Annotated in this window: 15 protein-coding genes and 1 pseudogene; 4 read left to right on the forward strand and 12 right to left on the reverse strand. The window is 74.6% G+C overall.

Annotation, left to right across the window (positions count from 1 at the left end; all coding sequences use genetic code 11):
- Positions 1-46: 46 nt before the first annotated feature.
- From ACI8AC_RS22900 to ACI8AC_RS22920, 5 genes are all read right to left on the reverse strand, one after another.
- Positions 47-997: a DNA polymerase domain-containing protein gene (locus tag ACI8AC_RS22900; RefSeq protein ID WP_456900157.1), complete on the reverse strand. Its 951-nt coding sequence runs from the start codon at positions 995-997 to the stop codon at positions 47-49.
- 118 nt (positions 998-1,115) lie between these two features.
- A complete protein-coding gene (locus ACI8AC_RS22905; protein WP_456900158.1) occupies positions 1,116-1,856 on the reverse strand; it encodes an MBL fold metallo-hydrolase in 741 nt (246 codons plus the stop codon).
- A gap of 78 nt (positions 1,857-1,934) precedes the next feature.
- Positions 1,935-2,885 (reverse strand): PLP-dependent cysteine synthase family protein, encoded by a 951-nt coding sequence (locus ACI8AC_RS22910; protein ID WP_117378067.1) that lies wholly within the window; start codon positions 2,883-2,885, stop codon positions 1,935-1,937.
- 48 nt (positions 2,886-2,933) lie between these two features.
- Positions 2,934-3,212, reverse strand: a complete 279-nt coding sequence (locus ACI8AC_RS22915; RefSeq protein ID WP_456900159.1) for a ubiquitin-like small modifier protein 1 — start codon at positions 3,210-3,212, stop codon at positions 2,934-2,936.
- Between the two features lie 176 nt (positions 3,213-3,388).
- Positions 3,389-3,862 (reverse strand): Mov34/MPN/PAD-1 family protein, encoded by a 474-nt coding sequence (locus ACI8AC_RS22920; RefSeq protein WP_456900160.1) that lies wholly within the window; start codon positions 3,860-3,862, stop codon positions 3,389-3,391.
- Positions 3,863-3,998: 136 nt separating this feature from the next.
- On the opposite strand from ACI8AC_RS22920, the gene ACI8AC_RS22925 reads away from it, so the two are divergent.
- Positions 3,999-4,355 (forward strand): hypothetical protein, encoded by a 357-nt coding sequence (locus ACI8AC_RS22925; RefSeq protein WP_456900161.1) that lies wholly within the window; start codon positions 3,999-4,001, stop codon positions 4,353-4,355.
- Here the strand turns inward: ACI8AC_RS22925 and ACI8AC_RS22930 are convergent.
- Both ACI8AC_RS22930 and clpS read right to left on the reverse strand, forming a co-directional pair.
- Positions 4,294-4,791 carry a DUF2017 family protein gene (locus ACI8AC_RS22930; RefSeq protein WP_456900162.1) on the reverse strand — a complete coding sequence of 166 codons (498 nt, stop codon included), beginning with the start codon at positions 4,789-4,791 and terminating at the stop codon, positions 4,294-4,296. The genes ACI8AC_RS22925 and ACI8AC_RS22930 overlap by 62 nt on opposite strands.
- Positions 4,788-5,084 carry an ATP-dependent Clp protease adapter ClpS gene (gene clpS / locus ACI8AC_RS22935; RefSeq protein ID WP_117378063.1) on the reverse strand — a complete coding sequence of 99 codons (297 nt, stop codon included), beginning with the start codon at positions 5,082-5,084 and terminating at the stop codon, positions 4,788-4,790. The genes ACI8AC_RS22930 and clpS overlap by 4 nt, the downstream gene beginning before the upstream one ends.
- Before the next feature lie 66 nt (positions 5,085-5,150).
- On the opposite strand from clpS, the gene ACI8AC_RS22940 reads away from it, so the two are divergent.
- A complete protein-coding gene (locus ACI8AC_RS22940; RefSeq protein WP_456900163.1) occupies positions 5,151-6,434 on the forward strand; it encodes a nicotinate phosphoribosyltransferase in 1,284 nt (427 codons plus the stop codon).
- A gap of 19 nt (positions 6,435-6,453) precedes the next feature.
- Complete coding sequence (locus ACI8AC_RS22945) at positions 6,454-7,038, forward strand: isochorismatase family protein (protein WP_456900164.1); 585 nt, start codon at positions 6,454-6,456, stop codon at positions 7,036-7,038.
- A 48-nt stretch (positions 7,039-7,086) separates the two neighbouring features.
- Here ACI8AC_RS22945 and serB read toward each other — a convergent pair whose 3' ends face one another.
- The 5 genes from serB to ACI8AC_RS22970 all read right to left on the reverse strand — a co-directional run bounded on the left by serB (position 7,087) and on the right by ACI8AC_RS22970 (position 12,852).
- Positions 7,087-8,346, reverse strand: coding sequence for a phosphoserine phosphatase SerB (serB, locus tag ACI8AC_RS22950; RefSeq protein WP_456900165.1), 1,260 nt, complete (start codon positions 8,344-8,346; stop codon positions 7,087-7,089).
- A 223-nt stretch (positions 8,347-8,569) separates the two neighbouring features.
- Complete coding sequence (ctaD, locus tag ACI8AC_RS22955; RefSeq protein WP_456900166.1) at positions 8,570-10,327, reverse strand: aa3-type cytochrome oxidase subunit I; 1,758 nt, start codon at positions 10,325-10,327, stop codon at positions 8,570-8,572.
- Between the two features lie 93 nt (positions 10,328-10,420).
- Positions 10,421-11,254 (reverse strand): putative RNA methyltransferase, encoded by an 834-nt coding sequence (locus ACI8AC_RS22960; RefSeq protein WP_456900169.1) that lies wholly within the window; start codon positions 11,252-11,254, stop codon positions 10,421-10,423.
- 29 nt (positions 11,255-11,283) lie between these two features.
- Positions 11,284-11,787: a metallophosphoesterase family protein gene (locus tag ACI8AC_RS22965; RefSeq protein WP_456900167.1), complete on the reverse strand. Its 504-nt coding sequence runs from the start codon at positions 11,785-11,787 to the stop codon at positions 11,284-11,286.
- A 99-nt stretch (positions 11,788-11,886) separates the two neighbouring features.
- Entirely contained in the window at positions 11,887-12,852 is a 966-nt protein-coding gene (locus ACI8AC_RS22970; protein WP_456900168.1) for a cytochrome c oxidase assembly protein, read from the reverse strand.
- Positions 12,853-13,201: 349 nt separating this feature from the next.
- On the opposite strand from ACI8AC_RS22970, the pseudogene ACI8AC_RS22975 reads away from it, so the two are divergent.
- A pseudogene (locus tag ACI8AC_RS22975) lies at positions 13,202-13,316 on the forward strand (IS481 family transposase); the annotation flags it as partial.

The raw sequence follows: 13,316 nt of genomic DNA on the forward strand, positions 1-13,316 counted from the left end.
TCCGGCTGTGGACCGGCGCGCGGTTGTGGACGCCGGCTCCGGGTCGTCAGCCCGCGCCGTCCGCGCGCCGCGCCCGTGCCCGGCGACGTCCCTCGTGCATCGCCTGGACCCGGGCCGGCGGGATGGCCCGGCCCTCCTCGACCAGGTCGGCCGGCAGGTCCTGCGGGGCGGGCAGCAACGACGACCAGGCCTCCTGCTCCAGCAGCTCCCCCGCCGTCCGCACGGTGACCCCGCCGGGCCGCGCGGCCGGCAGGTCCTCCCACCGCACCGGAGCCGACACCGGCAGGCCGGGCCGGGCCCGGGGGCTGTAGGCGGCGACGATCGTCGAGGTCCCCGACCGGGTCGCGTCGAGGAAGACCCGGCCGTGGCGGTCCTCGCGGATGTAGGCGGTGGTCGCCAGCTCCGGGTCGAGCCGCTCCGACCGGACGGCCAGCGCGCGGGTGGCGGCGGCGACGTCCTCCACCGGCGCCCCCCGCACCGGCACGACGACGTGCACGCCCTTGGACCCGCTGGTCTTCACGGCACCGCCCAGACCGGCGTCGGCGAGGGCCCGGCGCACCAGCCCGGCCGCGCGCACCACCACGTCGAAGTCGGCGCCCTCGGGCGGGTCGAGGTCCACCACCAGCCCGGTCGGCCGCTCGGCCCCGGCGGGCAGGAAGGGGACGTGCAGCTCGACCGCCCGCTGGTTGGCCAACCACAGCAGCGTGCGGCGGTCGTCGCAGAGCACCATGTGCACCTCCCGGTGCGCGGCGGCCGACCACACCGGCACGTTGCGCACCCAGTCCGGGGCGCCCTTGGGCACGTTGCGCTGCACGAACGGCTGCTGCCCGGGGCGGACCCGCACCACCGACAGCGGGCGCCCGGCCAGCTGCGGCACCAGCCGGTCGGCGAACGCGTCGAGGTGGTCGACCAGGTCGCCCTTGGTCACCCCGAGGCCGTCGCCCAGCTCCGAGTCCAGGCTGGTCAGCCGGACGCCGTCCCGTTCGTCGTCGACCACCGGCCCACCGTGCCCGCCGGGCGTCCCCGGGGCAACAGGCGGTCCCGGGCCGCCACCGGCGCTCGGCCGGGACCGGTCGTGGACCGGCTCACCCGGTCCGCGCAGGGGTCGCCGGGCCTCAGACGTCGTAGGTGGCGCCGGGCGTGACCAGCTCGGCGGAGGGGAACACCGCCCGGGCGTCGCTGAGCTGGGCACCGGCGTCCACCCAGGCGGGCACGTGGGTCAGCAGCAGCCGGTCCACCCCGGCGGCCGCGGCGTGCTCCCCGGCCTCGCGGCCGGTGAGGTGCAGGTCCGGCGGCAGGCCCGGGACGTCGGGGTGCGCCGCCTCGGCCAGGAGGACGTCGGCCCCCCGGGCGAGCCCGACGACGTCGGCGCTGGCGCCGGTGTCCCCGGTGTACACCAGCGACCGGCCACCGGCGGTCAGCCGGACGGCGTGGCACTCGACCGGGTGCGCGGTGCGGACCGTCTGCACCCGGAAGGGCCCGAGGTCGAACGGCGCACCCGTGAGGACCGCGAAGTCGAAGACGTCCTCCAGCGGCGCGCCGTCGCCGTAGTAGGCCGCCGCCAGCCGCCGGTCGGCGCCGGCCGGGGCGTAGAGCGGCACCGGCCGACGCCGGGAGCGGCCCGAGTAGCGGTGCCAGACGACGAACGGGGCCACGTCGAGGCAGTGGTCGGCGTGCAGGTGCGACAGGTACAGCGCATCGACCGTGGCCGGGTCGGCGAGGGCCTGCAGCGTCCCGAAGGCGCCGTTGCCCAGGTCGAGCAGCACGCGGAAGCCGTCGTGCTCGACCAGGTAGCTCGACGCAGGGGACGTCGGTCCCGGACCGCTCCCCGAGCAGCCGACCACCGTGAGCCTCACCCGACCGCCCCTCGCTGCGACGCCGACGACGCAGGTGAGGCTAGCCGCAGGGGTCGGGAGACCGGGCTCACGCCCGGTTCAGGCCCAGAGCTGGCCCTCCAGGGCGGCCGTGGCCTCGTCCAGGGTGCCGGCGTAGGCGCCGGTCGAGAGGTACTTCCACCCGCCGTCGCAGACGATGAAGACGATGTCGGCCCGGCGCCCGGCCGCGACCTCCTTGTCGGCGATGCCCAGCGCCGCGTGCAGGATCGCGCCGGTCGAGATGCCGGCGAAGATGCCCTCCTGCTCCACCAGCTGGCGGGTCCGGCGGACGGCGTCCTGCGGGCCGACGCTGAACCGGGAGTCGAGCAGTTCCGGGTCGTAGAGCTCCGGCACGAACCCCTCGTCGATGTTGCGCAGGCCGTACACCAGCTCGCCGTAGCGGGGCTCGGCGGCGATGACCCGGACGTCGGGCTTGTGCTCGCGGAAGTAGCGCGAGCAGCCCATGAGCGTGCCGGTCGTGCCCAGCCCGGCGACGAAGTGGGTGATCGAGGGGAGGTCGGCGAGGATCTCCGGGCCGGTCCCGGTGTAGTGCGCCTCGGCGTTGGCCGGGTTGCCGTACTGGTAGAGCATCACCCAGTCGTCGTGCTCGGCGGCCAGGCCCTTGGCCACCGCGACCGCCTGGTTGGAGCCGCCCGCCGCCGGGGAGCTGATGATCTGCGCGCCGTACATCTCCAGCAGCTGGCGCCGCTCCACGGAGGTGTTCTCCGGCATGACGCAGATCAGCCGGTAGCCGCGCTGCCGGGCCACCATCGCCAGCGAGATGCCGGTGTTCCCGCTGGTCGGCTCGAGGATGGTGTCACCCGGCTTGAGCCGGCCCTCCTTCTCGGCCGCCTCGATCATCGAGATGGCCGCGCGGTCCTTGATCGACCCGGTGGGGTTGTGGTCCTCGAGCTTGGCCCACAGCCGGACGTCGGGGGTCGGCGACAGCGTCGGCAGCCCCACGAGCGGGGTGCCGCCGAGCGAGTCGACGAGGGAGGCGAAGCGGGCCATGGGATCTCCGGGGACGGGCGGGGGCGGTCGCGGGGCGGGCGGCGCCGCTCAGCAGCCGCCGGCGACCGCCGGGAGGATCGTCACCGAGTCGCCGTCCTTCACCTGGGTGTCCAGCGCGCCGGTGAAGCGGACGTCCTCGTCGTTGACGTAGACGTTGACGAAGCGGTGCAGCTTGCCCTCCTCGGTCACGAGGCGGTTCTTCAGGCCGGGGTGCTTCGCGTCGAGGTCGTCGACGAGCGCGCCCAGGGTGTCGCCGTCGCCCTCGACGGTCTTGCTGCCGCCGGTGTGGGTGCGCAGGATGGTCGGGATCCGGACCTCGATGGCCATGGCGTCTGCGTTCTCCTCTGTGCTGGGGGGGCCGACCCACGGCAGGCGTGCACGGGGTCGGTGCGTCTGGACGGGCAACGCCCGCCCGCGGCGGGGCATTCCGGGGGCGGGCGGCCCGGCCCTCCTGCAGGGCCCGCCGCGAGCCTGCGAGCGGTGGGGGGCAGGAGGGTCCTTCCTCAGTCGTAGACGACGGTGGTCGGCGAGTGCCCGAACAGGTAGGACTCGACGACCTCGACGTCCTCCTCGCTCACCTCGCCGCCGACGATGCGGAAGCTGCGGAACTCGACCTCGTCGCCGGACAGGCCGGTCTGCCCCCCGTGGTGGCGCGTGGAGACCAGCACGTAGTGGGCGTCGGGCTCCGAGGCGTAGCTGATGTCGGTGCGCGAGGGGTAGGCCTCGGTGGCCGTGTGCGAGTGGTAGATGACCACCGGGACCTCGTCGCGGTCGTCCATGTCGCGGTAGAGCCGCAGCAGGTCCTGCGAGTCGAACTCGTAGAACGTGGGCGACCGCGCGGCGTTGAGCATCGGGATGAACCGCTCCGGGCGGTCGCTGCCCTCGGGCCCGGCGACGACGCCGCAGGCCTCGTCCGGGTGGTCCTCCCGGGCGTGGGCCACGATGGCGTCGTAGGTCGCGCGGTCGATGCGCAGCACGTGCCCAGTCTAGAAGGCCCCCGTCCACCGCTCGCCGCGCAGGCCCCGCGACGGGGCCGCCGCTCCGCCGACCGGGCCCCGGGACGGGCGCGCGACCTGGTCGGCGGCGTCCGGACACCCCGATACGGTGCCCACCGTGCTGCTCGAGGTGCTGATGGTCGCCGGTGTCCTGCTCCTCGCCCTGCCGGCCCTCGCCCTCGGCGCCCGCGGGGTGCTGCGGCGCAGCGGGCACTACAGCAGCGACGTGGCCGCCGACCGGGCCTCGCTGGTGCTGCTGGTCACCATCCGGTCGCTGACCCTGCTGCTGGTGCTGCTGCTCTCGGCCGTCGTCCTCGTCTCCGCGGTCGGGGCGATGGTGCGGGACGTGGAGATGCCGAGCCTCGTGTCGGTGTTCTTCGTCCTGGACCTGCTGCTGGTGGCGCTGGTGCTGCTCACCTTCGGCCGGCACGACCGCCGGCGAGCGCGTCGACGAGCGACCCCTGCAGGCCGGTGAGCCAGTAGTAGACGGCCAGCTGCTGGCCCTCCTCGGAGGTGAGGTCCTCCGGCGGCTCGGTGTCCTCCTGCACGTCGAGCCGGGTGCCCAGGGCCAGCCGCAGGTCGTTGCTGGTGCGCAGCCAGGCGCCGGCCTGGTCGGGGTCGAGGCGGACGACGCCGCCCCGCGGGGGCAGGGTGGCCCGCACGGTGGCGAGGTCGTCGGCCTTGCCGCCGCGCAGCGAGTCCTCGGTGAGCTCCCGGTACTCGGCGGCCAGCTCCGCATCCCCGCGGTGCCCGGCCGGGAAGAGCCGCTCGAGGACCGGGTCCCCGGCGACGTCGGCGGCCTCGGCGGTCAGCAGCTGCTCGAGCTGGTCGAGCAGCAGGCCGACGATGCCGGCCTCCGCGGGCTCCAGGCGTGCCTCGACCGCGTCGCCGCGGCGTCGGAAGGGCCTCACGAGTCCCGCTGGTAGCTGGCCCACAGCCCGTAGGCGTGCAGCCGGCTGGTGTCGTGCTCCATCCGCTCCCGGGGCCCGGAGCTGACGACGGCCCGGCCCTCGTGGTGGACCTGCAGCATCAGTGTCGTCGCTGTGGGCTCGTCGTAGCCGAACAGCTCCTGCAGCACGTAGGTCACGTAGTTCATGAGGTTGACCGGGTCGTTCCAGACGATGGTCACCCACGGGCGGTCGAGGTCGCCGTGCTCCTCGACGGTCTCCTCGGGCGTCCGTGCGGGCGCGAGCGGTGCGGCCACGCCCCCACTCTAGGACGAGGCTCCTCCGGCGGTGGACCCCCGCCGACCGGCCTAGGCTCCGGGGCCATGCCACCCGGACCAGCGCTGCTCACCGACCGGTACGAGCTCACGATGGTGGCCGCCGCGCTCGCCGACGGGACGGCCTCCCGCGACTGCGTCTTCGAGGTGTTCGCCCGCCGGCTGCCGCACGGCCGCCGCTACGGCGTCGTGGCCGGCACCGGGCGGCTGCTGGAGATGCTGCCCCGCTTCCGGTTCGGGGACGACGAGCTGGCCGCGCTGCGGGAGCAGGGGCTCACCGACCCCCACCTGCTGGACTGGTTGGCCGACTTCCGCTTCAGCGGCGACGTCGACGGCTACGCCGAGGGCGAGCTCTACTTCCCCGGCTCCCCCGTGCTCAGCGTCCGCGCCTCCTTCGCCGAGGCCGTGCTGCTGGAGACGCTGGTGCTGTCGGTGCTCAACCACGACAGCGCGATCGCCTCCGCGGCAGCCCGCATGGTCACCGCGGCCTGCGAGCGCCCGTGCATCGAGATGGGGTCACGGCGCACCCACGAGGAGTCGGCGGTCGCCTGCGCGCGGGCCGCCCACCTGGTCGGCTTCGCCACCACCTCGAACCTGGAGGCCGGCCGTCGGTACGGCGTCCCCACGGCGGGCACCAGCGCGCACGCGTTCACCCTCCTGCACGACGACGAGGAGTCGGCCTTCCGCGCCCAGGTGGCCACGCTGGGGGTCGGCACCACGCTGCTGGTCGACACCTACGACGTCGAGCAGGGCATCCGCACGGCGGTGCGGGTGGCCGGCCCCGAGCTGGGTGCGATCCGGCTCGACTCCGGGGACCTGCCCACGCTGGCCACCCGCGCCCGCGCCCTGCTCGACGAGCTCGGTGCGCACCGCACGCGGGTCATCGTCACCAGCGACCTCGACGAGTACGCCATCGCCGGGCTCATGGCCGCGCCGGTGGACGGCTACGGCGTGGGCACCTCGCTGGTCACCGGGTCCGGGGCCCCGGCGGCGGGGATGGTCTACAAGCTGGTCGAGCGGGACGGCGTGCCGGTCGCCAAGCGTTCCGAGGGGAAGAACTCGGTGGGCGGCCGGAAGACCGCCGTCCGGCGGCACGGTGCGGACGGCGTGGCCACCGCGGAGGTGGTCACCAGCGAGCCCGTCCTGGCCCGGGACGGCGACCGCGAGCTGCTCGTGCCGCTGGTCCGGGGCGGCGCGCTCTGCGACGACCGCTCCCCGCACGAGCTGCTGGCCACGGCGCGGGCGCACCACGCGCAGGCCCGGGGGGCGCTGCCGCAGGAGGCCTTCGCGCTCTCCCGCGGCGACTGCGCGATCGAGACGCTGACGGCCTGAGCCGAGAGGAGGACCGGTGATGACCCGCGCACTGCTGGTCGTGGACGTGCAGAACGACTTCACCGAGGGCGGCAGCCTGGCGGTCGACGGCGGGGCCGAGGTCGCCGCCCGGATCACCGAGCACCTGCGGACCAGCGGCGAGGAGTACGAACACGTGGTCGCCACCCGCGACCACCACGTCGACCCCGGCGGGCACTTCGCCGAGGCGCCGGACTACGTCGACACGTGGCCGGCGCACTGCGTGGTCGGTTCCGGGGGCGAGGAGCTGCACCCGCGGCTGGACCGCGGCCCCATCGAGGCCGTCTTCGACAAGGGCGAGTACGCCGCGGCGTACTCCGGGTTCGAGGGCCGGGCGGACGGGGTGGCGCTGGCCGACTGGTTGCGGGCCCGCGGGGTGGACGCCGTCGACATCGCGGGGCTCACCGCGGACCACTGCGTCCGGGCCACCGCGCTGGACGCCGTCCGGGAGGGCTTCGCCACCCGGGTGCTCCTCCCCCTCACCGCGGGCGTGACCGAGGCGACCACCGAGGCGGCGCTCGACCAGCTCCGCGGGGCCGGGGTGGAGCTGACCGGGGACGTGCACCGGCCGGTGCGGCACTCCTGAACCGGGCCGGCCTGCGGGTCCCGGACCGGTCCGCGGGTCCCGGACCGGTCACACGGCGTCGAGGACCTCCTCGCGGGTGAACCCCAGCACCTGGAGGACGGCGTCCAGGTACGGCTGGTTGAGCGCGGTGTGCGCCTGCTCGCGGACGTAGGGCTTGGCGTTGAACGCGATGCCGAGCCCGGCCACACCGAGCATGTCGAGGTCGTTGGCACCGTCCCCGACCGCCACCGTCTGGTCCATCGGGATGCCGTACTCGTCGGCGAACCGCTCGAGCGCCCGGGCCTTGCCGGCGCGGTCGACGATCTCGCCGACCAGCCCGCCGGTGAGCCGGCCACCGGCGACCTCGAGGGTGTTGGCCGCGGCGAAGTCCAGGCCGAGCTGGTCGGCGAGCGGGTCGGTGATCTGGGTGAACCCGCCGCTGACGATGCCGCAGCGGAACCCCAGCCGCTGCAGGGTGCGGATCAGCGTGCGCGCGCCGGGGGTCAGCACCAGGGCCTCGCGGACCTCGTCGAGCACCCCTACCGGTAGCCCGGCCAGCGCCGCGACCCGGGCCCGCAGCGACTCCGCGAAGTCCAGCTCGCCGTTCATGGCGGCGGCGGTGATCCGGGCGACCTCCGCGGCCCGGCCGGCGCGCTCGGCGAGCTCGTCGATGACCTCGCCGCGCACCAGGGTCGAGTCCACGTCGAGCACGATGAGCCGCTTGGCCCGCCGGGCCAGCCCGACCTGCTCGACGGCGATGTCGGCCCCCGTCCCGGCGGCCACGGAGGCCAGGGCGCCGCGCAGGGCGACCCCCTCCGCGCCGGAGACGGTCAGCTCGAAGGAGGTGACCGGGTAGTCCGACAGCCGGCGGATCGCGTCGATGTTGCCGCCCACCCCGGCGATCGCCGACGCTGCGCCCGCAACGGCCGCCGGCGGCACCGGTCGCCCCAGCACGATCACGTGGTGCAGCCGGCCGGCGGGCGCGGCGTCCAGCCCGCCGTCGGGGGCCGCCTCCACGGCGACCCGGACGCCGGTGGCCGCGCCGACCTCCTCCGCCAGCCCGCCCAGGTGGGTGAGGAAGGCGGCCTCGTCGGTCTCCTCCGAGGCGCGCACGACGACCCCCAGGACGAGCTGGCCGTGGACGACGACCTGCTCGACGTCGACCACCTCGACCGCGGGACCGCCCGAGCCGTTCCCGGCCAGGGCGGAGAAGAGCCGGGCGGTGACACCGGGCCGGTCGGCGCCGGTCACGGTGAGCAGGGCACGGGCTCCGTCGGCCGGTGGCTCCGGGATGGTGCGGGGGTTGGGGTCCAGCGGCACGGCCGCCATCGTGCCGCACGGCGGGCGACCGGCCGCCCGGGGGCTCCCCTGCCGCGGACGCGGCGACGCCCCGCCGGCCGTGGCCGGCGGGGCGTCGCCGCGTGGTCCTCCGGGAGGGCGGGCGGCCCCCCTGCAGGGCCCCGCCGCGAGCCTGCGAGTGGCGGGGGGCAGGGTGGCCCCGTCCCGGGTCCCGCCCCGAGCCTGCGAGGGGTGGGGAGGACGGGGTCCTTGCTCAGGTGGGGTCGGGGTCCCGGCTGCCGTGCCGGCCACCTCCGGTGAGCCCCATCTCGCTGACCCCGCCGAAGGGCTCGTGCCGCTTGCCCACGTGCTTCTCGGCCTCCAGCCGGTCGAGCAGGTGCGGGTAGTGGGCCTCGAACGCCGGGCGCTCGGAGCGGATCCGCGGGATCTCGGTGAAGTTGTGCCGCGGCGGCGGCGACGAGGTCGCCCACTCCAGCGAGTTGCCGTGGCCCCAGGGGTCGTCCCGCAGCGCCAGCGGGCCGTACCGCCAGGACTTCCAGACGTTGTAGAAGAACGGGATCGTCGAGGCGCCGAGCACGAAGGACCCGATGGTGGAGACCACGTGCATGGTGGTGAAGCCGTCGGTGGGCAGGTAGTTGACGTACCGGCGCGGCATGCCCTCGTTGCCCAGCCAGTGCTGGATGAGGAACGTGGCGTGGAAGCCGACGAAGGTCAGCCAGAAGTGGAGCTTGCCCAGCCGCTCGTCCATCATCCGGCCGCACATCTTCGGGAACCAGAAGTAGACCCCCGCGTAGGCGGCGAAGACCACGGTCCCGAAGACGACGTAGTGGAAGTGCGCGACGACGAAGTAGCTGTCGTTGACGTGCCAGTCCAGCGGCGGGGAGGCCAGCAGCACCCCGGTCAGGCCGCCCAGCAGGAAGGTGACCATGAACCCGATCGAGAACAGCATCGGGGTCTCGAAGGTCAGCTGCCCCCGCCACATGGTGCCGATCCAGTTGAAGAACTTGATCCCGGTCGGCACGGCGATCAGGTAGGTGAGGAACGCGAAGAACGGCAGCAGCACCGCGCCGGTGGCGTACATGTGGTGCGCCCACACGGTCAGCGACAGGCCGCCGATGGCGATGGTCGCGAAGACCATGCCCTTGTAGCCGAACAGCGGCTTGCGGCTGAACACCGGGATGATCTCGGTGACGATGCCGAAGAACGGCAGCGCGATGATGTAGACCTCGGGGTGGCCGAAGAACCAGAACAGGTGCTGCCACAGCATCGGCCCGCCGTTCTCGGGCGAGTACACCAGCGCACCCAGCTGGCGGTCGGCGAGGAGGGCGAACAGCGCCGCGGTGAGGATCGGGAAGGCCAGCAGGACCAGCAGGCTGGTGACCAGGGTGTTCCAGCAGAAGATCGGCATCCGGAACAGCGTCATCCCCGGCGCCCGCAGGCAGACGATCGTGGCGATGAAGTTGACGCCACCGAGGATGGTGCCCAGCCCGGACACGGCCAGGCCGGCGATCCACAGGTCGGCACCCGCACCCGGGGAGTGCACGACGCTGGACAGCGGGGTGTAGGCGTACCAGCCGAAGTCGGCGGCGCCGCCGGGGGTGAAGAACCCGGAGACGGCGATCGTGCTGCCGAAGAGGAACAGCCAGTAGGAGAAGCTGTTCAGCCGCGGGAACGCCACGTCCGGCGCGCCGATCTGCAGCGGCATGATCAGGTTCGAGAACGCGAAGAACAGCGGCGTGGCGAAGAACAGCAGCATCACCGTGCCGTGCATGGTGACCAGCTGGTTGTACTGCTCGGGCGAGAGGAACTGCAGCCCCGGCTGGCCCAGCTCACCGCGCATGAGCAGGGCCATCAGGCCACCGATCACGAACCAGAAGAACGACGTGGCCAGGTACATCAGGCCGATGGTCTTGTGGTCGGTGGTCCGCAGCAGGTTCGAGAGCCGCGAGCCCTTCTCGACCTCGTGAGCCGGGCTCGGCCGGCTCACGATCGGTGCGGGTGCGATCGTCACGGTCGCGAGCTTAGACGGTGCCGCAGACCTCCTCCCGGGCACCGGGAGGAGCGTGGCGGCCCTGCAGCCGAACCGTGACCGGGGTCCCGCCGCTCACCCCGAGCGCACCCAGGTCCCGACATCGACGGCCAAGGTCACCGGGGTCCGCTCCGGCAGCCCCGCCACCGCCCGGTCGAGGGCCCCGGGCCCGAGGTGGCGGGCGTGCGGCCCCATGCCCACCAGCGCGCGCACCGCCGCCCGGTCCAGCTCCAGGCGCGCACGCACCGGGGTCGTCCCCGCGGCCTGCAGGTGCGGGCCCAGGCCGGTGGAGAGCCGCTCGGCCTTGTCCGGGTCGACCCGGAGCAGGCCCAGCGGCGCCACGATCTCGGCGAGGTGCTCCGGCGCGGGCGTGGCGACGACCAGGCGGCCGCCGGGTCGCAGCACCCGGGCGGTCTCCGGCCCGTTGCGGGGGGCGAAGACCACGAGCACGCGGTCGACGGCGGCGTCGCGCACCGGCAGCCGGGCCCAGCTGTCGGCGACCACGGCCATCGCCCGCGGGTGCGCGCCGGCGGCGCGGCGGGCGGCGTAGCGGGACGAGTCGAGGACCAGCCCCTCGGCCCCGGGCGCGCGCCCGAGCACGCCGGCCAGGTGGTGACCGGTGCCCCCGCCGAGGTCGAGCAGCGCCTCCGGCGGTCGCCCGTCCCCGGCGAAGACGGCGTCGGCGAGGGCGGCGGTGAGCTCCCGGTAGTGGCCGGCGGTCAGGAAGGCCACCCGGTCGGCGACCATCCCCGCGGTGTCGCCGGAGGGCGGCCGGTGCCCCGGCGGCAGCAGCGTGACGTGCCCCTGCCGGGCCCGGTCGAACGAGTGGCCGGCGGGGCAGCGGAGCCCGGCGTCCCCGGGGAGGGGAGCCAGCGGACCGCCGCACACGGGGCAGGCCAGCAGGGCCACCGCGCCCGGCGGCCAGGGCCGCCGGGCGCTCACCTCGGGACCGGGTGGAGGGTCACCTCGGAGAGCACCCCGCCGTCGACGACGGCCGTGACGTACGTGCCGTGCGGCTGCCGGCGCCGGTCGGTGGGCGAGCCCGGGTTGAGCAGCCGCAGCCCGCCGGCCGCGGTGCTGTCCCAGGGGATGTGGCTGTGCCCGAAGACGAGGACGTCGGCGTCGGGGAAGCGGGCCGCGCAGCGCTCCTCCCGGCCGCGCTTGTCCCCCGTCTCGTGGACGACGGCGAACCGGAGACCGCCGATCTCGGCGCGGGCCACCTCCGGGAGCCGCTCGCGCAGGGCTCCGTGGTCGTTGTTGCCGTGGACCGCCAGCAGCCGCCGCGAGCGCTCCTCGAACCGGTCGAGCAGGGCGACGTCCACCCAGTCACCGGCGTGGACCACCACGTCGGCCGCGTCGATCGCGGCCCACAGCGCACGAGGTAGGTCACGCGCCCGCTTGGGGACGTGCGTGTCCGCCGTCAACACGAGGGCAACCGGCACGCGCTCATGGTCGCAAACGGCCGCGCCGCCCTCCGCCCACGACCGGGGCGTCCCCGGTGGCCGCGCGCCGGGCGACCGCGACCCCGTGCGGGCGCCGGCTCAGGGCCCGGCGGAGCGGGCGGCCATCGCGCGCAGCCGGGCGTTGTAGGCCTCGAGCTCGGCGTCCTCGGTGCGGACGGCGGCGCGGTCCAGCCGCCGGGCCCGGCGCTCCTCCGACCCCATCCAGGAGAAGAGCACGATCGCCATCACGAAGATCGTCGGCAGCTCACCGAAGGACCACGCGATGCTGCCGGCGGTCTTCTGGTCGGCCAGCGGGTTCACGTCCCAGCCCGCGGGCGGGTCGGCGAAGGTCTGGACGACGAGGGAGCCGGCCATCATCACCGCGACGCCGAAGAAGGCGTGCAGGGGCATGGGGATGAGGAGCTCGAGCATCCGCCCGCCGTGCCCGGCCGTGCGGGGCCAGGGGTCCTGGCCGAGGATCGGGCCGAAGAACAGCAAGCCGGTGACGGTGAAGTGGGCCAGCATGAACTGGTGCCCGAACGGGTCGGACATCAGCGCGTCGAACAGCGGGGTGAAGTAGACGCCGTAGAGGCTGACCAGGAACAGCGGCAGCGTGAAGGCCGGGTGCGAGACGAACCGGGCGATCCGGCTGTGCAGGGCGTCGAGGAGCAGCGCCCGGGGGACGCCGGCCAGCCCCTTGCCGCGGGGCAGCGTGCGCAGTGCCAGCGTCACGGGCGCGCCCATGAGCAGCAGCAGCGGCGCCACCATCGACAGCACCATGTGCTGGGCCATGTGCACGCTGAACAGCACCATGCTGTAGCCGTTGAGCCAGGTGCCGGTCACGGCGAAGAGCGCCGCGCAGCCGGCCAGCCAGGAGGCCAGCCGCCACCACGGCCAGGCGACGCCGGTGCGGCGCAGCCGCACGTGCGCGACCAGGTAGGCCACCGCCCCGATCAGGCTCAGCACCGCCAGCACCGACCACGCGTCGACGTGGGGCAGGAACATCCGGCCCCACGTCGGCGGCTCGGCGGGCACCCACATGCCCGAGTGCTGACCGTGGTCCACCGCTGCCTCCCGCCCGTCGTGCCCAGCGACCCCACTCTCCCACCCCGCCGGCACCCCGGGGCCCGGCCGGACGTGTGACGGCAGACAGGCAGGAGGCGGGGGCAGGGTGGCCCCGTCCCGGGCACCGCCCCGAGCCTGCGAGGGGTGGGGAGCACGGCGGCCTCCTGCAGGGTCCCGCCGCGAGCCTGCGAGTGGCGGGGGGCAGGGGGCCCTTCTAGTTGTACTGACCAGCAACGTTGGTCGAGGACGTGTGACCACACGATCTGACTGACTGATCTTGTGGAGGGAGGACCTCCGGACGTGGAGTGGAGCTGCTGAAGGCGACCACTCACACGATCCGGAGGTCCTCGTGGCCCACGCTAATGCCGCCCTGACTCCACGCCACCGTCTCAAGCTCGCCCGCGCGATCGTCGAGGACGGCTGGTCGATCAGCTACGCCGCGGCGGTGTTCAACGTCGCCTGGC

The sequence above is a fragment of the Geodermatophilus sp. SYSU D00758 genome (assembly GCF_054049955.1).